This is a genomic window from Nocardioides furvisabuli, assembly GCF_021083185.1.
In the GTDB taxonomy this organism is placed as follows: domain Bacteria; phylum Actinomycetota; class Actinomycetes; order Propionibacteriales; family Nocardioidaceae; genus Nocardioides; species Nocardioides furvisabuli.
In genome coordinates, this window is sequence record NZ_JAIGQB010000001.1 from 185,801 (window position 1) to 204,219 (window position 18,419).

Consider the following 18,419-nt stretch of genomic DNA (forward strand, 5'->3'; position numbering starts at 1 on the left):
GCCAAGGTAACCCCGAAGGCCGCAGTGAGCCCGTGCCACCCAGTTTTCACGCCCGAAACATTCGCGGAGCCCGCTGACAACATCGCCTTCCTACCGTCCTCGGCATGACCAAGCGCCAGAGGATCGTCGTCGTCGGGCACGGCATGGTGGGCCACCGCTTCGCCCAGGCCGCCGTCGAGCGCGGCCTGACCGAGACCCACGACATCGTCGTGTTCGGCGAGGAGCCGCGGGCGGCGTACGACCGCGTCGGCCTCACGAGCTGGTTCGGCCATCCCGACGGCGCAGAGGCGCTCTCGCTCCTGCCGGGAGGGGTGTACGACGACCCGCGGGTGCGGCTCGTGCTCGACAGCGTCGTGACCGAGATCGACCGTGCGGCGCGCACCGTCACCGTCGTGTCCCCGCCGTCGGCGGGGTCTCGTGACGGGCGCCAGGGCGCCCTCCTCGACCAGCGGGGGGAGCCGGGCGCGGTCACGGTCCACGACTACGACGTGCTCGTCCTCGCGACCGGCGCGGCGCCCTTCGTCCCGCCGGTCGAGGGGCGCGGCAAGGACGGCTGCTTCGTCTACCGCACGATCGAGGACCTCGAGGCGATCAAGGCCGCCAGCGAGGCCGCGACCAGCGGCGTCGTGATCGGCGGCGGACTGCTCGGGCTCGAGGCGGCCAACGCGCTCGTCCAGCTCGGCCTCGACACCCACGTCGTCGAGATGGCGCCGCGACTGATGCCCGTCCAGCTCGACGACGTCGCGGGCGTGACGCTCGTGCGCCACGTCGAGAAGCTCGGCGTGCAGGTCCACACCGGCGTCCTGACCGAAGAGATCGAAGGGGACCGCAGCGTGACCGGCCTGCGTGTGAGGCAGGCCGGCACCGAGGAGGGCGCCCGGACGGAGGTCGTCGAGGCGCAGGTCGTCGTCTTCTCCGCCGGCATCCGCCCGCGCGACGCCCTGGCCCGCGAGTGCGACCTCGAGACGGCCCCGCGTGGCGGCGTACTGGTCGACGAGCAGTGCCGCACCGCCGACCCGCACGTCTTCGCGATCGGCGAGTGCGCGGCGCCGGGCGGCACGATGTACGGCCTGGTCGCGCCGGGATATGCGATGGCCGAGGTCGTGGTCGACGCGCTCCTCGACGGCCCCGGCACCTTCACCGGCGCCGACATGTCCACCAAGCTCAAGCTCCTCGGCGTCGACGTGGCCAGCTTCGGCGACGCCTTCGCGACCACCGAGGGGGCGCTCGAGCTGACGTACGCCGACGCGGTGAGCGGGGTCTACAAGAAGCTCGTCGTCAGCGAGGACGGTCGGCGGCTGCTCGGCGGCATCCTGGTCGGCGACGCGTCGGCGTACGGGATCCTGCGGCCGATGGTCAGCAGCGGGCTCGCGCTGCCCGACAACCCCGAGCAGCTGATCCTGCCCGCGGGCAGCGGTGTCCGGCTCGGCATGCCCGACGAGGCGCAGGTCTGCTCGTGCAACGACGTGACCAAGGCCGACATCCTCCACGCGGTCGCCGAGCAGGGCTGCGAGGGCGTCGCCGACGTCAAGCAGTGCACCCGCGCCGGCACCACCTGCGGCTCGTGCGTGCCGACGGTGAAGAACCTCGTCGAGGAGCACTTCGCCAGCGTCGGGAGGGTCGTCGACAAGGGCCTGTGCGAGCACTTCCGGCTCACCCGGCAGGAGCTCTTCGACGTCGTCGCGGTGCACGGCTACCGCCGCTTCGACGACATCGTCGAGGCCCACGGCACCGGCCGCGGCTGCGACGTCTGCAAGCCGGCGATCGCGAGCATCCTGGCCAGCCAGACCAGCACCCACATCCTGGAGCCCGCGACCGCCGGGCTGCAGGACACCAACGACAAGTACCTCGCCAACATCCAGCGCAACGGCACCTACAGCGTCGTCCCGCGCATCCCCGGCGGCGAGATCACCCCGGAGAAGCTGATCGTCATCGGCGAGGTGGCGCGCGACTACGGGCTCTACACCAAGATCACCGGCGGCCAGCGCATCGACCTCTTCGGTGCCCGGATGGAGCAGCTGCCGGCGATCTGGAAGCGACTCGTCGACGCGGGCTTCGAGTCCGGCCACGCCTACGGCAAGTCGCTGCGCACGGTGAAGTCGTGCGTCGGCTCGACGTGGTGCCGCTTCGGCGTGCAGGACTCGGTGGGCCTCGCGATCGCGCTGGAGCTGCGCTACCGCGGGCTGCGCAGCCCCCACAAGCTCAAGGGCGGCGTCAGCGGGTGCGCCCGCGAGTGCGCGGAGGCGCGCGGCAAGGACTTCGGCGTCATCGCGACGGAGAAGGGGTGGAACCTCTACGTCGGCGGCAACGGCGGCGCCACGCCGGCCCACGCTCGGCTGCTCGCCGGCGACCTGGACACGCAGACGCTGGTGTCGTACCTCGACCGCTTCCTCATGTACTACGTCCGCACCGCCGACCGCCTCCAGCGCACCTCCACGTGGATCGAGCAGCTCGAGGGCGGGCTGGAACGGGTCCGCGAAGTCGTCGTCGACGACTCTCTCGGACTGGGCGCCGAGCTCGAGGCGGAGATGGCGCGGCACGTGGGCGGGTACGCCGACGAGTGGGCAGCGACCTTGGCCGACCCGGCCAAGCTCGAGCGCTTCGTGTCCTTCGTCAACGCCCCCGACACCCCCGACCCGACCATCGCCTTCACCACCGAGCGCGACCAGATCCAGCCGATCGCCCCCGCGCTGATCCCCGTGGGAGCACCCTCGTGATGGACGTCGCCCGGGCCACCGCCCTGTGCGCCGTCGCCGACATCCCGCTCGAGGGCGGCGTCGCCGCCCTGGTCGACGGCGTCGCGATCGCGGTCTTCCGCACCCACGACGGCTCGGTCCACGCGATCGGCAACGTCGACCCCTTCAGCGGTGCGTCGGTGCTCTCCCGCGGGATCGTGGGAACCCGTGGAGACGCACCGGTCGTGAGCTCGCCGATGTACAAGCAGGCCTTCGACCTCCGCACCGGCGCCTGCCTGGACGACGCGTCCGTGTCCGTCCCGTCGTACGACGTCTCGGTGGTCGACGGTGTCGTGCTCGTCAGGGGCGTCCGGTGAGCCTGCCCCGCACTGAGACAAGTCCATTGGAGGGCTTCCGGATCGGGGTGACCGCTGCCCGCAAGGCGGACGAGCAGGTGGCGCTGCTGGAGCGTCGCGGCGCGAAGGTCGAGTGGGCGGCAGCGCTGTCGATGGAGCCCAACCACGTCGACCTGGCCGAGCTCCTCGCCGCCACCCGCGACGTGGTCTCCGCGCCCGTCGACCTCTTCCTCGCCACCACCGGCATCGGGATGAAGGCGTGGCTCGACGCCGCGACCGAAGCGGATCTGTACGACGACCTGGTGGCCGCCCTCGGCGCCTCGGAGATCCTCGCCCGCGGGCCGAAGAGCGTCGGCGTGCTGCGCCGCCACGGCCTGCGCGAGCTGTGGTCGCCGGAGTCGGAGTGCTTCGAGGACGTGCTCGCGCACCTGCGCGGGCGCGACCTCACCGGCAAGAGGATCGTGGTGCAGGAGCACGGGCAGTCGCTGTCGATGGCCGCCCACGCGCTGCGCCGCCAGGGCGCGTCGGTGGTGACCGTCCCGATCTACCGCGTGGAGTCGGCCGACGACCCGTCGCCGATGTTCCACCTGATCGACCTCATCGCCGACCGCGAGCTCGACGCCGTCACCTTCACGTCAGCGCCGGCCGTGGCCGCACTGATGGAGGCGGCCTACAGCGTCGGGCGCCGCGACGACATCGTCTCCGCCTTCCAGTCCGACGTCGTCGCCTCGTGCGTCGGCCCGGTCACCGCGGCCGCCTTCGAGATGTGGGGCGTGCCGACGATCTTCCCCGACCGCTCCCGCCTGGCCGGGATGATCAAGCAGCTCGAGACCGAGCTCCCGACGCGACGTGACGGCGTCGACGTTCGGCTCTCCGACGGGCGGACCCTGATCGTGCACTCCGACTCGCTGCTGCTCGACGGGGTGCCCGTGGAGCTGTCGCCCGCGCCCCTGTCTGTGCTGATGGCGCTGCTGGTGAACCCCGGGTTCGTGGTCTCGCGGCGGGCGCTGCTTGCTGCTTTGCCTTCGGGGCAGGCGGGGTCGGAGCACGCTGTGGAGATGGCGGTGGCGCGGCTTCGGGCTGCGATCGGCACGAAGGCTGTGCTCACCGTCGTGAAGCGGGGGTATCGGCTGGCGGTGGGGTGAGGTGCCGGCGCATCTTCCTGATCGCCGGAGCAGGCGGCGATCCAGCGGGTGCTCGCTCCGTGCGACGGCCAGGCCCGCACCAGCTCACGCAGTGCCGTCGCCGTGTCCTCGGTCGACATGAAGGTCGGGTTCACCCTCGCGACCCCCTTCAACACCGCGCGCAGGTCGGAGACGGCAAAGATGGTCGGATGACTCACGACTGGCCCCTTCGACGACGGGTCACCTCACGTGCGATCGCACGTGTGGTCGGCGGGCAGGTGCACTCGTGGCGGCATAGCCCGACGGTGCAGTGGACCTCGGAGCCGAACTGTCGTGGCTGTCGGTGCTTCACCCGAATGTCAGCCCGTACTTCTCCATGATGGGTGCGGTGGCTTCGAAGTCGTCGTCGAGGCCGTAGGCAGCAAGGTAGGGACCAAGGTCGAAGTCAGGGCCGAAGTCATCGGTGTCCGTGTCGATGAGCTTGAACGCCTCCTCCAAGCCACCCGGTGAGATCAGCTCCAGCAACCGGGCAGGTTCGTCTGCGGCGTTGAAGAACGTGTGCCACTCGCCGCGTGGCTTGAACACCAGGTCACCAACCTCGGCGACATGTTCCTCGTTGCTTGCCACAAACCAGACGCGCCCTTCCAGGATGAGGCTGAACTCGTCCTCCCTGCTGTGGCGATGCATCGGGGCAGCGATCGAGTGCGGCGCGAGCAAGTGCTCGACTACGCCCAGATTCCCGCTCCAGTCTTTCGAGTCCACTAGGAAGCGGTCACGGCATCCCAGGGGCGGACCAAGGACTTCGCCCTCTCCGGCGCGGATTATTCGTGATGTCATCCCACGAGCATCCTGCTTGCGGTGCGCATCCGCTAGTAGCTCAACGAGACGAATGGTCCGTTGGCGTCAACGGACGCACACCGGTCCGCCGCACATCCGGACGTCGCCGACAAGCGGCGGGGTGCAGCGCCGGTTGGTAACCCGTGCGGGCGCTATCCCGGTGCCTCGAGCTAGGCGCAAGCCGGACGTAGCAGCGAGGTCATCCGTCTGCCACCACTGATCGCCGGTTCGCCCTGTGAATGCGGCTCACAGGGGACCTAAGCCTCCTGGCCATGATCAAGGCTTGTGTTGGGGACGTTGCTGCTGTCGCCCTCACCGCGCCGCTCCTCGTCACGACGACGCCCGCTGACGCCGGGGCGGCGCCCGTTCTTCGCTCGTGCGACGTCGAGCTCGTTGCTCGCTGGCCTGCTCGACCACCGGGAGGCGAGTCGAGTCGCTCTCGATACGCCGAGCTCGTTTCTCGCTCGGCTACTCGACCAGCGAGAATGGCTAGCGCTGGAGGTCGACGGCCTCGGGCGTGTGGAGCCGCACCATGAAGCGGCCAGCGTGCGCGGGCACCGACGCGGCGGTCAGCTTGGAGACGACGACCATGGTCGCGAGCGACGCCGGCACCGACCAGGCGGCCGGCTGCCCGAGCAGCGCGGCGGTCCAGCCGGTGGAGGTCGAGGTCGCCAGCGTCCAGGCGACGGCGGCACCGGACCCCAGCCCGCCCACCAGCAGCCCAGCCACAGCACCAGCGGGCGTCAGGCCACGCCACCAGATCCCCAGCATCAGCAGGGGCGCGAAGGTCGAGGCGGTCACCGCGAAGGCCAGGCCCACAGTCCGCGCCACCGCGACGTCCTGCGCGGGCAGGGAGAGAAGCAGCGGCACGACCACCGCGATGGCCGCGGCGACGCGGAACGACGCGACGCCGCCGAGGCGGTAGGAGCCCCACCGCCGCCCGGTCACGTCCTGCGACAGCACGCCCGCGACCGCAATAGTCAGGCCCGAGCTGGTCGACAGGAAGGCCGCGAAGGCGCCCGCGGTGACCAGCCCGGTGAGCACGGCGCCCAGCAGCCCGCCCACCATCAGCGACGGCAGCTCGAGCACGAGCACGTCGGACCGGCCGTCGATCAGGTCGGGGGCGTAGATCCGGCCCAGGGCGGCGTACAGCGGGGGCAGGACGTAGAAGACGCCCAGCAGCACCAGCACCGCGAGCGTCGTACGACGTGCCGCCCGGCCGTCGGGGTTGGTGTAGAACCGTACGACCACGTGCGGCAGGCCCATCGTGCCGAGGAAGGTCGCGACGATGAGGGAGTAGGTCGTGTAGAGCCCGACGCCACCGCCCGTGGCCAGCGGGACCGACCACGACGAGGCCGCGGTGGTGGTCGGGTCGGGCGCCCCGTCGGCCGCCCACACCGCCAGCAGGACGAAGACCGGGACGAGCAGCGCGGTCAGCTTCAGCCAGAACTGGAAGGCCTGCACGAAGGTGATCGAGCGCATGCCGCCCGGGCTCACCGACGCCAGCACCACCAGCGCGACGACCAGCGACCCCGCCCACGGCGGCGCTCCGATCGTCGAGCGCAGCGTCACGCCGGCGCCCTGGAACTGCGGCAGCAGGTAGAGCCAGCCGATGCCCACGACCAGCACCGAGCAGAGCTTGCGCACCCCGCGCGAGCCCAGCCGCGCCTCGGCGAAGTCCGGCAGCGTGTACGCCCCCGAGCGGCGCAGCGGGGCAGCGACGAGCACCAGCAGGACGAGGTAGCCCGCCGTCCAGCCGACGGGGTACCAGAGCATCTCCGCGCCGAAGGTCAGCAGCAGGCCTGCGACGCCGAGGAAGGACGCTGCAGAGAGGTACTCCCCACCGATCGCGCTCGCGTTGAGCCGCGGCCGCACCGTCCGCGAGGCGACCAGGAAGTCGCTCGTGGTGCGCGAGATCCGCAGGCCCCACGTGCCGATCGCCAGCGTCGCGACCGAGACCAGGATGACCGCGACGACGCCAGGCACCATGTCGGCGTTCACGAGGCCCTCACCGTGGCTCCTCCGGGATGACCGACCCGACCAGGTCGGCGAAGTCGCGCTCGTTGGCCTCCGAGCGGCGGATGTAGAGCCAGCCCAGCAGCACCAGCCACGGATAGGTCAGGGCCCCGAGCAGCAGCCACGCCAGCGGCAACGGCCCCACCCGGACCTCGCCGAGCGCGGGGAAGAGGTGGAAGGCCAGCGGCAGCAGCCCGACGCTGAGCGCCAGCACCGCCAGCACCCGCAGCGCCAGGAGGAGCTGCTCGCGCAGCAGCGAGCGCATGAAGACCTCGCCCAGCGCGGTCTCCGCGTCGATCTCGCGCGTCCCGGCAGACCGTACGCCGGACGCGCGCCGCCGCGGCGGGCCGGTGACCCGGACCCGGGGCGGCGGCTGCTCGCTCACGCGAGCGGCTCCCGCTTCGTCAGCACCGACCGGAGCTCGCGGGTGTGTCGCCGGCTCACCGGCAGGTCGAACCCGCCGACCACCACGCTCACCCGGCCGCCCTCGCTGCGCACCTCCTCGACGTGGGGGAGCGCGACCAGCACCGAGCGGTGGATCCGCACGAAGCCGGCCGAGGCCCACTGCTCGGCGAGCGACGACAGCGGCGTGCGGACCAGGTGCGAGCCCTCGGCGGTGTGCAGCCGGGCGTAGTCGCCCTGCGCCTCGACGTGGGTGATCTCGGAGCGGTTGATGAAGCGGGTGACGCCGCCGCGCTCGACGGGGATCTGCACGTCGCCGGACGGCACCGGGGCGCCGGCCTCCACCACGCGGCGTACGGCCTCGGCGAGGCGCTCCTCGCGCACCGGCTTGAGGACGTAGTCGACCGCGCGCAGCTCGAAGGCCGCGACCGCGTGCTCCTCGTGGGCGGTCACGAAGACCACCGGTGGCGGGGCCTTGAAGCGCGAGAGCACCTGGGCCAGGTCGAGCCCGGTCAGCCCGGGCATCTGGATGTCGAGGAAGACCGCGTCGACCTCCTCGGCCTGCAGCACCCGCAGCGCCTCGGTCGCGGAGTCCGTGCCGCGCACCTCGCCGATGCGCGGGTCGCGGCCGAGCAGGAAGGTCAGCTCGTCGAGGGCGGGGCGTTCGTCGTCGATGACGAGCACCTTGAGCTGCGTCATACCTGGACTCCCGGGGCGAACTTGGGCACCCGCACGATGACCTTCGTGCCGGCGCCGGGTGCGGTCTCGACGACCAGACCGTAGTCGTCGCCGTAGGCGTTGCGAAGCCTCGCATCCACATTGCCCAGTCCGACCGAGTCCATCGAGGCGTCGCCGGCAAGCGCCTGCCGCACCCGCTCGGGGTCCTCACCGGTGCCGTCGTCCTCGACCTCGATGATGCACTCCTGGTCGAGGTCGCGAGCGGTGATGGAGAGCCGACCGACGCCGTCCTCCTTGTCGGCGCTGGCCTCCAGCCCGTGGCGTACGGCGTTCTCCACCAGCGGTTGGATGCACAGGAACGGCACCGCCACCGGCAGCACCTCCGGCGCGATCTTGAGCCGCACCTGGAGCCGCTCGCCGAAGCGGGCCTGCTCGAGCAGGAGGTAGCGCTCGACCGAGCGCAGCTCCTCGGCGAGGGTCGTGTACTCCCCGTGGCGGCGGAAGGAGTAGCGGGTGAAGTCGGCGAACTCCAGCAGCAGCTCGCGGGCGCGGTCGGGGTCCGTGCGCACGAAGCTGGCGATCGCGCCGAGCGAGTTGTAGATGAAGTGCGGGCTGATCTGGGCCCGCAGCGCACGCACCTCGGCCTCCATCAGCCGGTTGCGCGAGAGGTCGAGCTCGGCCAGCTCGAGCTGCCCGCTCACCCACGACGCCACCTCGTCGGCCGCACGCACGAGGCCGCCGGTGGTGTGCGGGGCGCCGACCACCAGCGCGCCGACGAGGGTGTCCTCGACGACCAGCGGGCTCACGATCGCCTGCCGCACCTGGCAGCCGCCGTCGTCGCACACGAGCGTGCGCTCGTCGACGATCATCGTGCGCCCGGTCTCCGCGACCTGGCTGATCGTGGCGGCGAGCTGGCTGCGGTGGTGGCCGCCGAGGCCGTCCCACGCCAGCAGCCCGCTGGTGTCGCCCAGCCCCGCGGCCGGGGTGCCGAGCAACGCGCGCAGGTGGCGCACCGACCTCTCCGCGCTCGCGGTCGTCAGGCCCTCCCGCAGCGCGGGGCTGGCGAGGGAGGCGTTGTGCAGCGCGCGGAACGCGGCGCGGTCGGCCTCACCGCCCAGCGACGTACGCCGCCACCTCCATCTCGCCACGCTCGGAGACTAGCCGCGGGCGCACCTCAGCGCTCGCAGCTCTTCTCCACGTCGGCATCGCACCGGTCGCGGCCCTGGCCGCCGAGGGCCCGGTCACGACCGGGACCTCCCACGATCCGGTCGTCGCCACCGCCGCCGTAGACGGTGTCGTCACCACCCTTGCCCCAGATCCGGTCGGCGCCGCCGTTGCCGCGGACGAGGTCGTCACCGCCGCGGCCGTTGATGACGTCCCGGCCGGGTCCGCCCGAGATCGTGTCGTCGCCACCGTGGCCCCGGAACCGGTCGCTGCCCTGGCCGCCCGAGAAGGTGAGCGAGTCGGAGCAGTCGAGGTCGGTCTCGAACGTGGCGTCGTACTGCCGACGGAGCACGTCGTCGCCGGCGCGCCCGGTCACGACACCGGCGCACGCCATGACGCCGAGCCGGTTGTCGCCCCGGGTGCCGGCGAGGAGGACCTCGGGTGCGAAGACCTCGGCGTCCTCGAAGCCGGCTGCGTCCACGTCGTAGGGGTCCGGAAGGCGTACGCCGAGCCGACCGAGCGCGAGGTCGAGTGCGAGCGGCGAGCCCTCCGAGGCGATGGCCACGAGATCGGTGCCCTTGCCGCCCTCGAGCCGACTTCCGGAGAGCGGCGGGAGGCGGGTCTCGACGACGTCGTCGCCGGCGCCGAGGTCGACGTCGAGCACAGCGGGCTGCCAGGAGTCGTGGACCAGCCGGTCGCGTGCCGTCGAGCCCTCGAACGTGAGGTGGCGCGGGGCCGGTGGGGTCATGACCCAGAAGTCCTCCAGGTCCGACCACTGGGCGAGCAGGACGCCCGCGGAGGTGAAGCCACCCGCGGCGTTGTCGATGACGGCGGCCCCAGGGCCGGTCTGCAGCTGGAGCTGGTCGTCGCCCTCCCCACCCCGGACCACGTCGATCCCTGACGTGTTGTCGGGGTAGGCCAGCTCGACACGGTCGTCCCCGGGTCCGCCGAGGAAGGTGTCGGTGCCGGTGCCCAGGTCGGCGAGGACGGGTTGGCCGGGCCCGTCGTGAGCGTCCACGACGTCGTCGCCCGAGCCCGCCTCGACGGTGACGGAGACGGTGCGTCGTCCCGTCACGCACACCAGGTCGTTGCCGCCCAGCGCGTGCACCGCGGTCGCGCCGTGGGTGAGGATGACGTCCGAGTCCTCGGTGCCGACAACCGCGCGGCCGGGATCGCCGACGATCGTCGCGGTCCGGCCCTGGCAGGTCCCGGCGGCACCGGTGGCGGCGCTCGGGCCGAGCAGTGCCAGGCCAGGGACGGCCAGGCCGATCAGCGCCAGGGCCGTCAGTGTCGTCGTACGTCGCATGGGGTCCCCCGAGCTCGTGGTGGTGCTGTCGGTCGTGTGACGCGCGTGCGGCCCCGGAGGTTGCGGACTCAGCGGAAGTCGATGAGCAGCATGTCCGTGTCGGTCCCGTCGCTGACGACCGGACCGTCCGTCCCCTCGTCGTCGGAGCCGTCCGGGTGATCGGTGTGGCTCGGCGGCTCGTCGCGGTCGACGACCACCGCGCGGTAGCAGCGGGTGACGTAGGGGACGCGCATGCCGTCCATGCCGCGCCCGAAGTCGTCGTAGAAGGCGAGCACCTCGGCGAGGTGGCGCTCGCGCTCCGCCTCGTCCATCACCGCGAAGCTCGAGCGCGAGCGGGCCATGTCGAGGATCGACTCCCGGTCGATCTCCTGCCAGTGCTTGAAGGTCGTCTCCTCCATGAAGCCGAACAGGTCGCTGTGCACGAGGTGCTCGGCCGACGAGGTGTCGAGGTCCTGGCGCCCGAGGATGGCGCCCATCCGCCGCACCCACGGGATCCGCTCGTCGCGGCTGTTCCACACCAGCGCCACGTGACCGCCCGGCTTGAGCACCCGGGCGATCTCGGGCAGCGCTGCCTCGTGGTCGAACCAGTGGAACGCCTGCGCGACCACCACCACGTCGACGGAGCGGTCGTTGGCCGGGATCTCCTCGGCGGTCGCGACCTTCGCGCTCACCTCCGGCACGCGCTCGCGCAGCACCTCGAGCATCGCCTCGTCGGGCTCGGTGGCGAACACCGCATGGCCCTGGTCGACGAGCTGCCGGGTGAGCTTCCCCGTGCCCGCCGCCAGCTCCAGGACGACCTTGGCCTCTCCGCCGGCGAGCCACGCGGCCGCCTCGGCGGGATAGCCCGGACGACCCCGGTCGTAGGCCTCGGCGACGGCACCGAAGGACCGCGCGCGGTCGACGGTGGCGGGGGGCTCGGGGAGTTTGTCGCTCATCCGGATCACCGTATCGGTCGTCAGAACTCCGGCCCGTGGTCCCTCGGAGATCAGCCGGGTCCGTCAGCGCGACCGGACCGGGTGGGACGCGCGCTCGGGGCCGGAGGTCGTCACGACTACCGTTCCTTCCCATGACCGACCCGCTCGCCTGGCTCACCGACCTCGAAGGGGTCCGCTCGGCCTATGCCGGGACCCGCGACGGGATCGACGTGATGCTGCGCGACCGCGGCCTGCGGCGTACGTCGCCGGAGCTGACCGCCGAGTCGCTGCTGCGCGGCGCCCACGCGAGCGCCGTCCTGGAGGGCTCGTCCTCGAGCCTGGAGGAGGTCCGCGCGGGGGAGACCGACGAGATCGCCGCCGACGCCGTACGCCTCTCCACCTCCATGCTGGGCCTGGCACCACTGCTCAAGACCGCGCCCCTGCAGGCGATCGCGCGGCTGCACACGGTCGTGGCCTCCTCGGCACTGTCCGCCGACGAGCTCGGCCGCCCGCGCGACGCGGCCTCGGCCGACCGGCTGCGCGGCGTGGCCGAGCTGCTCCTGTCCGACACCGACGCCCCCGCGCTCCTGGTGGCCGCGATCGCGCACGCCGACGTCGCCACCGCGGCGCCCTTCGCCTCCCACAACGGGATCGTCGCCCGCGCCCTCGAGCGCCTGGTGCTGGTCTCGCGCGGCGTCGACGCCAAGTCGCTGGTCGTGCCCGAGGCCGGGCACCTGGCCCAGCGGGCGGCGTACGAGTCGAACCTGCGCGCCTACAGCGACGGAGGGCCCCGCGGCGTGCACGCGTGGGCGCTCTACGGCGCGGAGGCGTTCTCCGCGGGCGCCGAGGCCTCGCCGCTTCGGGGGTGAGCCGCACCGGTCCGGGCATGCGAGCGGCACCCGTTCACGAGGATCGGGTGCCGCCGCTGACACGTGATGCCGTGGCTACCAAGCGTGCATTCTCTAAGTCGCCGCCCTCGGGAAGATCCCGAATGGCTAGCACCCCATCGGATGGGTGGATCGCCGCGTGGGTACCTGGATCACGTGCTGCTCTGGAGTTCTGACTCAGTTCTAGTCCTGCCGGGCGCCACGTTCAAGGGTTGACTTCTGCCTCCGGCGGTGGGTGCACGGGGATCAGCCGGCGATCGGGTGCCGATCAGGTGGGCCGGCGCCGACGATTGGCCCACATCACGCCACCGGCGGCCATCGCGCCGCCCACCGCGAGGGCGGCGAGGGTGGGGCGCGCCGGCGGGAGCGGCACACGGGAGCGGAGCGCGACCGGGCGCACGAAGCTCAGCACCGGCCACTCGCGGGCGACGGCCGTCCGCCGCAGCTCCCGGTCCGGGTTGACCACGAACGGGTGCCCCACGACCTCGAGCATGTGCACGTCGGTGACCGAGTCGCTGTAGGCGTAGCACTCGTCGAGGTCGTAGCCGATGGTCGCGGAGAGGTGCTCGATCGCACGCGCCTTCTCCTCGGCGTAGGCGTAGTAGTCGATGTTGCCGGTGTACTTCCCCTCGACGATCTCCATCCGGGTGGCGATCACGCGGTCGGCGCCGAGCATCTGGCCGATCGGCTCGACCACCTCCGCGCCGGAGGCGGAGACGATGACGATGTCGCGCCCCTCCGCGCGGTGCTCCTCCATCAGCCGCACGGCCTCCTCGTAGACGAGCGGCTCGACGATGTTGTCGAGCGTGTCGTGGACGATCTCGCGCACCGTGGCCACGTCCCAGCCGGCGCACAGCTGCGACATGAACAACCGCATCTTGTCCATCTGGTCGTGGTCGGCGCCGCCGGTGAAGAAGACGAACTGGGCGTAGGCCGAGCGCAGCATCGCGCGCCGCGAGATGAGGCCGCCCGCCTGGAACTCGCGGCTGAAGGCCAACGTGCTCGACTTGGCGATGATCGTCTTGTCGAGGTCGAAGAAGGCCGCGGTCGGGCGGGTCATGGGCTCATCGTAGGGGGCATGGCACACGTGGGACGGGCCACCAACCGTCCACAGGCGGCTCCGGGAGGCCCTGTCCACAGGGAGGCGTACGCCGCACTGGCCGGCGTCGGTGGCCCGGCGCAGGCTCGCCCCCATGCCCGTCCTCCTCCTCACCCGCTCCGGTCCCGTCCACGACGCCGTCGTCCCGCTCTGCGCGGCGGCGGGCGTCGAGGTGGAGGTGGGCGGCGACCCCGCCCTCTGCCTGGCGACCTGGAGCCGCGCCGAGCTGGTGCTGGTCGGGGTCGACCTCGCCGAGCAGGTCGTGGCGCTCGCCCCGCCGCGACGGCCCGACGTGCACGTGGTCGGCCTGTCGCCGGCCGACACCGTCTTCCGGGCCGCGGTGGCGATCGGGGCGACGTCCGTGGTCGACCTGCCGGACGCGGCTCCGTGGCTGGTGGAGGCGCTGGCCGACGTGGGCGAGCGCGCCTCCCCGGGCCGCACCGTGGGCGTGGTGGGCGGAGCGGGCGGGGCCGGGGCGACGACGCTCGCCTGCGCGCTCGCCCAGTGGCACGCCCTGCGCGCACCGACGCTGCTCGTCGACGCCGACCCGCTCGGTGCGGGGGTGGACCGGTTGCTCGGGATGGAGGAGCGCCCCGGCGTGCGGTGGGAGGGGCTGGCCGACACGGCCGGACGCCTCGGTGCGCGGGCGCTGCGGGAGGGGGTCCCGCGCCGCGACCACCTCGGCGTGCTGACCTGGTCGGGCCTGCAGCGGCGGCTCGACGTGCCGACCGCGCGCCGGATCCTCCCGTCGGCGGCGCGCGGCCACGACCTGGTCGTGCTCGACCTCGCCCGGCAGGACCCGTGCCTGGGCGAGCTCGTCGAGCGGTGCGACGACCTGCTCGTGGTCACGCCCACCACGGTGCCGGCCCTCGCCGCGACCGCTCGGCTCGTCGCGACGCTGGGCCGCGAGGCGGATGCAGGACTGGTGGTGCGCCCCGGAGCGCTCGGCGACGCGGATGCGGAGCGGGTGACCGGGCTGCCCGTGGTGGCGTCCGTCGCCGACCAGCGCGGCCTGTCCGCCGCGGTCGATCGCGGCCTCGGCCCGTTGACCGGTCGGGGACCGCTCGCGCGGGCCGCGCGCAGCCTCCTGGAGGCGGCATGAACGCCCCCACGGTGCCGGCGGTGCCCACCGCCGTCCTCGACGACGTACGCCGTCGGCTGGCCGGCTCCGTCGGCGACCTGACGCCCCACCGGGTGGCCGAGGCACTGCGGGCGTCGGGATCGCCCGTGGGGGACGCGACCGTGCTCGCCGTGCACGACCTGCTCCGCCGCGACGTGCTCGGCGCAGGGCCGCTCGAGGAGCTGCTGCGACTCCCCGACGTGACCGACGTGCTGGTCAACGGGCCCGACGACGTGTGGATCGACCGCGGTGCGGGTCTCGAGCGGGCCACGGTGTCCTTCCCCGACGACGCCGCCGTCCGCCGGCTCGCCCAGCGCCTCGCGGCCTCGGCCGGTCGGCGCCTCGACGACGCCACTCCGCACGCCGACGTACGCCTCCCTGACGGCACCCGCTTCCACGCCGTGCTGTCCCCGGTCGCCCGCTCGGGCACGGTCGTGTCGCTGCGGGTGCCGCGCGGCCGGGTCTGGACGCTGCCCGAGCTCGTCGCGGCGGGAGCGGTGCCGCCGGACGGTGCCTTCCTGCTCGAGGAGGTGGTCGACTCCCGCTGCGCCTTCCTCGTGACCGGCGGGACCGGGACCGGCAAGACCTCGGTGCTGTCGGCCCTGCTGTCCCTCGTCGACACCGGCGAGCGCATCGTGCTGGTCGAGGACGCCAGCGAGCTGCGACCCGAGCACCCGCACGTGGTCGCGATGGAGAGTCGGCCACCCAACATCGAGGGCGCCGGCGAGATCACCCTCCAGACGCTCGTGCGCCAGGCGCTGCGGATGCGACCCGACCGGCTGGTGGTCGGGGAGGTGCGCGGGGCCGAGGTGGTCGACCTGCTCGCCGCCCTCAACACCGGCCACGGCGGCGGCTGCGGCACCCTCCACGCCAACTCCGCAGCCGACGTGCCCGCCCGGATCGAGGCCCTGTCGTTGGCCGCCGGGCTGCCGCGGGAGGCGGCGCACAGCCAGCTCGCCGCCGCGCTGGACGTGGTGATCCACCTCGGTCGCGGACGTGACGGTCGGCGCCGGGTCCTCGAACTCGGGGTGCCCGAGCGCGACGCGTCAGGGCTGGTGGTGCTGCGCACCGCGGTGACCTTCGAGGCCGACCGCGTGGTGCGCGGGCCGGCTGCCTCCAGCCTGGCCGCTCGGCTCGGGTCGGTCGTCGCGTGAGCGCGTGGCTGGTGGCGATCCTCGCCGCGGCCGCGGTGGCGGCGTGGGTCCCGGCGGGAGGGGCGGGGGCCGTCCGGGAGCCGGCGAGTCCTGGCGAGCCTCGGACGCGCCCCGCGGGGTGGTGGGCGAACCGTCGCGAGACCGCCGCCGCGCAGGCGGCGGTGCTCGAGGTGTGCGACCTCCTGGCTGCCGAGCTGGCAGCCGGCCGACCGGCCGGGGTCGCACTGGCCTCGGCGGCGCAGCGGTGGCCACCGCTCGACGTCGCGGTGGAGGCCGCCCGCCTCGGCGCGGACGTCCCCGACGCCATGCGGCGCCTGGCCCTCGAGCGCCGCGGCGCCATCGACCTCCGGTGGGTCGCGGGCGCTTGGCAGGTCGCGCACGACTCGGGGCACGGCCTCGCGGCCGCCCTCGAGCGCACCGCTCGTGGCCTCCGCGCCCACCGGCGCACGCGCCGCCTCATCGACTCGGAGCTGGCCTCGGCGCGCGCCACGGCCCGCCTCGTCGCGTGCCTGCCGCTCGCGGTCCTGCTGATGGGTTCGGGTGCGGGATCGGACCCCTGGGCCTTCCTGCTGGCGACCCCCGTCGGGATCGGCTGCCTCGTGCTGGGTCTCGCCCTGCTGGGGCTGGGGTTGTGGTGGATCGAGAGGCTGGCGGACCGGACAGCCGCGCCATGACGTGGGTGACCGTCCTCGCCGCGGCTGCGGCCACCCTGTGCTGGCTGCCCCCGTCGGTGGCGCCTCCCCGGCAGCGCACCGTCGCCCGGCCCGGCGTGCGCCCTGTCGCCGTGGTCGGCGTCGCGCTCGCTGCCTGGCTCGTCGTCGGTGGTGTCGCCGGGGTGGTGGCCGCGGTCGTCGCCGCCTTCGGTGCCCGGCACGTGCTGGCCCGGGCCGAGTCGTCGGCCTCGCGCCGGGAGCGCGAGGAGGTGGAGCACTCGCTGCCGCACCTCGTCGCCCTCTTCGCCTCCACGCTGCGCGCGGGCGCCGAACCCGTCTCCGGGCTGGCCCGGGTCTGCATGGCGATGCCCGGTCCTACGGCCGAGCGCCTGGCGCCCGTCGTCGAGCGCTCGCGGTGGGGCGCGTCGGCCGCCGACGCCTGGGACACCCTCGCCCGCGACCCCGCGCTCGCGCCGCTGGCCCGCACGATGGTGCGCTCCCAGGCCTCCGGCGCCTCGGTCGTGCAGGCCGTCGAGCGACTGGCCGACGAGCTCGAGCGCGAGTCGCTGGCCCGCGCCGAGGACGCCGCCCGCAAGGTCGGGGTGTCGGCCGCGGTCCCGCTGGGGGTGTGCCTGCTGCCGGCCTTCCTGCTGCTCGGCGTGGTGCCGACCGTCGCCTCGCTCTTCGCCACGGTGGCCCCGTGACGGGCCGTCTTCCGTCCACATGCCGCCCCGGGACGTCGCGATCCACAGGCCCGGGACCGGACGGGTGCGCGGGTCCGCTCGGGCGCCCGAGGGTGGAGGCAGCGGGGCTCATCGGGAGCCCCGGGACGACAGGGGAAGCGATGAAGATCCGACGCCACGACGAGTCCGGCATCACCACGGCGGAGTACGCCGTGGGAACGGCTGCCGGGGCCGGTTTCGCGGGACTGCTCTACACGCTGCTGACCGGTCGCTTCGGCGACCAGCTGCTCGAGCGGCTCTTCGACCACGTCATGGGCCTGCTGGGCATCGGCTGATGGGGAGGCGGGCTCGGTGCGAGAGAGGGTCGGCCACCGCCGAGCTCGCCCTCGGCATTCCGCTGCTCGTCGCGCTGACCGCCGGGCTGGTGTGGATGCTGGCCCTCGGCGCGGCCCAGGTGCGGGTGATCGACGCCTCGCGGGAGGCGGCGCGCGCCGTGGCGCGGGGTGACGACGCCTCCTCGGCGCGGGCGGTGGCGCTCCGCATCGCCCCCAACGGGGCCCGGGTGAGCGTGGAGGAGGGTGCCGGCCAGGTCGAGGTCACCACGAGCGTCCGGGTGGCAGGCCCGGGAGGGCTGCTCAGCGCACTGCCGGGCGTCACGGTGTCGGCCGACGCGGTGGCGCTGGCGGAGGCGTCGTGAGGGCGACCGGATGGTCGCGCCGCGACACCGGCGCCGCGACGGTCCTCGTGGTGGCGATGGCGGCGGTGCTGATGTTCGTCGCGACCGGGCTCGCCGCCGCGGGAGGTCTGGTGACCGCGCAACGGCAGGCACAGGCGGCCGCCGACCTGGCCGCCCTGGGCGGGGCCGACCACCCGGCGACGGCGTGCGCCGCAGCCGCCCGGGTCGCCGCAGCCAACGCGGCCTCCCTCGACCGGTGCCAGGTGGTGGGGCGTGAGGTCACGGTCGCGGTCTCCGTTCCCGGACCACGGGTGCCGTGGCGCGACGTGCGGGTCAGCGCGGAGGCCCGGGCCGGTCCGGGGTAGGCCCCTCAGACGGTGTCGCGCTCGGGGCCGTCGTCGCGGCGCTCGGCCTCGGCGCGCTCGAGCTTCTCGTTGAGCTTGGTCAGCTCCTTGCGCTCCTTGCGGTGCGCGAGGCTGCGGCGGGTGCCCCACTTGAGGATCGAGAAGCCCCACAGGATGGCCGCGCCCGCGGCGACGCCGACGAAGAACGACTCGAGCGTGGTGACGTCGAAGCCCAGCAGCTCACCATCCGACCCGGGCTCGCTGACGAAGACGGCAGAGATGATCGCGATGCCGCCGAGGATCAGCAGGCCCAGACCGAGGATCACCATGC

21 protein-coding genes are annotated in these 18,419 nt (G+C 73.3%); 12 read left to right on the forward strand and 9 right to left on the reverse strand.

Annotated elements, in window-relative coordinates:
• The first annotated feature begins 104 nt into the window (after positions 1-104).
• The 4 genes from nirB to K4G59_RS00855 are packed head-to-tail and all read left to right on the forward strand — an operon-like array spanning position 105 to position 4,368.
• Positions 105-2,717, forward strand: coding sequence for a nitrite reductase large subunit NirB (gene nirB / locus K4G59_RS00840; protein ID WP_231248595.1), 2,613 nt, complete (start codon positions 105-107; stop codon positions 2,715-2,717).
• Complete coding sequence (nirD, locus tag K4G59_RS00845) at positions 2,717-3,052, forward strand: nitrite reductase small subunit NirD (protein WP_231249250.1); 336 nt, start codon at positions 2,717-2,719, stop codon at positions 3,050-3,052. The genes nirB and nirD overlap by 1 nt, the downstream gene beginning before the upstream one ends.
• Entirely contained in the window at positions 3,049-4,176 is a 1,128-nt protein-coding gene (locus K4G59_RS00850) for a uroporphyrinogen-III synthase (protein ID WP_231248596.1), read from the forward strand. Before nirD ends, K4G59_RS00850 begins: the two co-directional genes overlap by 4 nt.
• A 48-nt stretch (positions 4,177-4,224) precedes the next feature.
• Positions 4,225-4,368, forward strand: coding sequence for a hypothetical protein (locus K4G59_RS00855; protein WP_231248597.1), 144 nt, complete (start codon positions 4,225-4,227; stop codon positions 4,366-4,368).
• Between the two features lie 135 nt (positions 4,369-4,503).
• Here the strand turns inward: K4G59_RS00855 and K4G59_RS00860 are convergent, their stop codons facing one another.
• The 7 genes from K4G59_RS00860 to K4G59_RS00890 form a co-directional block, all read right to left on the reverse strand.
• The gene (locus K4G59_RS00860) at positions 4,504-4,992 is read right to left on the reverse strand and encodes a cupin domain-containing protein (RefSeq protein WP_231248598.1); all 489 of its coding nucleotides are present in this window, start codon (positions 4,990-4,992) and stop codon (positions 4,504-4,506) included.
• 489 nt (positions 4,993-5,481) lie between these two features.
• Positions 5,482-6,993, reverse strand: coding sequence for a sodium/solute symporter (locus K4G59_RS00865; protein ID WP_308189317.1), 1,512 nt, complete (start codon positions 6,991-6,993; stop codon positions 5,482-5,484).
• 7 nt (positions 6,994-7,000) lie between these two features.
• Positions 7,001-7,393 carry a hypothetical protein gene (locus tag K4G59_RS00870; RefSeq protein WP_231248599.1) on the reverse strand — a complete coding sequence of 131 codons (393 nt, stop codon included), beginning with the start codon at positions 7,391-7,393 and terminating at the stop codon, positions 7,001-7,003.
• Positions 7,390-8,109 (reverse strand): LytR/AlgR family response regulator transcription factor, encoded by a 720-nt coding sequence (locus K4G59_RS00875; RefSeq protein WP_231248600.1) that lies wholly within the window; start codon positions 8,107-8,109, stop codon positions 7,390-7,392. The genes K4G59_RS00870 and K4G59_RS00875 overlap by 4 nt, the downstream gene beginning before the upstream one ends.
• Complete coding sequence (locus tag K4G59_RS00880) at positions 8,106-9,236, reverse strand: sensor histidine kinase (RefSeq protein WP_231248601.1); 1,131 nt, start codon at positions 9,234-9,236, stop codon at positions 8,106-8,108. Before K4G59_RS00880 ends, K4G59_RS00875 begins: the two co-directional genes overlap by 4 nt.
• Before the next feature lie 26 nt (positions 9,237-9,262).
• Positions 9,263-10,558, reverse strand: a complete 1,296-nt coding sequence (locus tag K4G59_RS00885) for a calcium-binding protein (RefSeq protein ID WP_231248602.1) — start codon at positions 10,556-10,558, stop codon at positions 9,263-9,265.
• Positions 10,559-10,626: 68 nt separating this feature from the next.
• Positions 10,627-11,493 carry a class I SAM-dependent methyltransferase gene (locus tag K4G59_RS00890; RefSeq protein ID WP_231248603.1) on the reverse strand — a complete coding sequence of 289 codons (867 nt, stop codon included), beginning with the start codon at positions 11,491-11,493 and terminating at the stop codon, positions 10,627-10,629.
• A 131-nt stretch (positions 11,494-11,624) separates the two neighbouring features.
• On the opposite strand from K4G59_RS00890, the gene K4G59_RS00895 reads away from it, so the two are divergent.
• Positions 11,625-12,341: a Fic family protein gene (locus K4G59_RS00895; RefSeq protein ID WP_231248604.1), complete on the forward strand. Its 717-nt coding sequence runs from the start codon at positions 11,625-11,627 to the stop codon at positions 12,339-12,341.
• A 286-nt stretch (positions 12,342-12,627) separates the two neighbouring features.
• On the opposite strand, the gene K4G59_RS00900 is transcribed toward K4G59_RS00895, so the two are convergent.
• Positions 12,628-13,419, reverse strand: a complete 792-nt coding sequence (locus K4G59_RS00900) for an HAD-IB family hydrolase (protein ID WP_231248605.1) — start codon at positions 13,417-13,419, stop codon at positions 12,628-12,630.
• 133 nt (positions 13,420-13,552) lie between these two features.
• Between K4G59_RS00900 and ssd the strand changes: the two genes are divergently transcribed.
• From ssd to K4G59_RS00935, 7 genes are all read left to right on the forward strand, one after another.
• Complete coding sequence (ssd, locus tag K4G59_RS00905; protein ID WP_231248606.1) at positions 13,553-14,560, forward strand: septum site-determining protein Ssd; 1,008 nt, start codon at positions 13,553-13,555, stop codon at positions 14,558-14,560.
• Entirely contained in the window at positions 14,557-15,732 is a 1,176-nt protein-coding gene (locus tag K4G59_RS00910; RefSeq protein ID WP_231248607.1) for a TadA family conjugal transfer-associated ATPase, read from the forward strand. The genes ssd and K4G59_RS00910 overlap by 4 nt, the downstream gene beginning before the upstream one ends.
• On the forward strand, positions 15,729-16,406 hold the full coding sequence (locus K4G59_RS00915) for a type II secretion system F family protein (RefSeq protein WP_231248608.1): 678 nt from the start codon (positions 15,729-15,731) through the stop codon (positions 16,404-16,406). Before K4G59_RS00910 ends, K4G59_RS00915 begins: the two co-directional genes overlap by 4 nt.
• Complete coding sequence (locus tag K4G59_RS00920) at positions 16,403-17,089, forward strand: type II secretion system F family protein (protein WP_231248609.1); 687 nt, start codon at positions 16,403-16,405, stop codon at positions 17,087-17,089. Before K4G59_RS00915 ends, K4G59_RS00920 begins: the two co-directional genes overlap by 4 nt.
• Before the next feature lie 140 nt (positions 17,090-17,229).
• A complete protein-coding gene (locus tag K4G59_RS00925) occupies positions 17,230-17,403 on the forward strand; it encodes a DUF4244 domain-containing protein (RefSeq protein ID WP_231248610.1) in 174 nt (57 codons plus the stop codon).
• On the forward strand, positions 17,403-17,765 hold the full coding sequence (locus K4G59_RS00930) for a TadE family protein (protein WP_231248611.1): 363 nt from the start codon (positions 17,403-17,405) through the stop codon (positions 17,763-17,765). Before K4G59_RS00925 ends, K4G59_RS00930 begins: the two co-directional genes overlap by 1 nt.
• Positions 17,762-18,109, forward strand: coding sequence for an Rv3654c family TadE-like protein (locus K4G59_RS00935; RefSeq protein ID WP_231248612.1), 348 nt, complete (start codon positions 17,762-17,764; stop codon positions 18,107-18,109). The genes K4G59_RS00930 and K4G59_RS00935 overlap by 4 nt, the downstream gene beginning before the upstream one ends.
• Positions 18,110-18,114: 5 nt before the next feature.
• Here K4G59_RS00935 and K4G59_RS00940 read toward each other — a convergent pair whose 3' ends face one another.
• Positions 18,115-18,417, reverse strand: coding sequence for a hypothetical protein (locus K4G59_RS00940; RefSeq protein WP_231248613.1), 303 nt, complete (start codon positions 18,415-18,417; stop codon positions 18,115-18,117).
• Positions 18,418-18,419 lie beyond the last annotated feature (2 nt).

Coding starts and splice junctions, on each gene's coding strand:
- K4G59_RS00920 (WP_231248609.1), top strand. CDS start 16,403: ATGACGTGGGTGACCGTCCTCGCCGCGGCTGCGGCCACCCTGTGCTGG.
- K4G59_RS00890 (WP_231248603.1), bottom strand. CDS start 11,493: ATGAGCGACAAACTCCCCGAGCCCCCCGCCACCGTCGACCGCGCGCGG.
- K4G59_RS00940 (WP_231248613.1), bottom strand. CDS start 18,417: ATGGTGATCCTCGGTCTGGGCCTGCTGATCCTCGGCGGCATCGCGATC.
- nirB (WP_231248595.1), top strand. CDS start 105: ATGACCAAGCGCCAGAGGATCGTCGTCGTCGGGCACGGCATGGTGGGC.
- K4G59_RS00875 (WP_231248600.1), bottom strand. CDS start 8,109: ATGACGCAGCTCAAGGTGCTCGTCATCGACGACGAACGCCCCGCCCTC.
- K4G59_RS00925 (WP_231248610.1), top strand. CDS start 17,230: ATGAAGATCCGACGCCACGACGAGTCCGGCATCACCACGGCGGAGTAC.
- K4G59_RS00900 (WP_231248605.1), bottom strand. CDS start 13,419: ATGACCCGCCCGACCGCGGCCTTCTTCGACCTCGACAAGACGATCATC.
- K4G59_RS00895 (WP_231248604.1), top strand. CDS start 11,625: ATGACCGACCCGCTCGCCTGGCTCACCGACCTCGAAGGGGTCCGCTCG.
- ssd (WP_231248606.1), top strand. CDS start 13,553: ATGCCCGTCCTCCTCCTCACCCGCTCCGGTCCCGTCCACGACGCCGTC.
- K4G59_RS00930 (WP_231248611.1), top strand. CDS start 17,403: ATGGGGAGGCGGGCTCGGTGCGAGAGAGGGTCGGCCACCGCCGAGCTC.
- K4G59_RS00860 (WP_231248598.1), bottom strand. CDS start 4,992: ATGACATCACGAATAATCCGCGCCGGAGAGGGCGAAGTCCTTGGTCCG.
- K4G59_RS00885 (WP_231248602.1), bottom strand. CDS start 10,558: ATGCGACGTACGACGACACTGACGGCCCTGGCGCTGATCGGCCTGGCC.
- K4G59_RS00910 (WP_231248607.1), top strand. CDS start 14,557: ATGAACGCCCCCACGGTGCCGGCGGTGCCCACCGCCGTCCTCGACGAC.
- nirD (WP_231249250.1), top strand. CDS start 2,717: ATGGACGTCGCCCGGGCCACCGCCCTGTGCGCCGTCGCCGACATCCCG.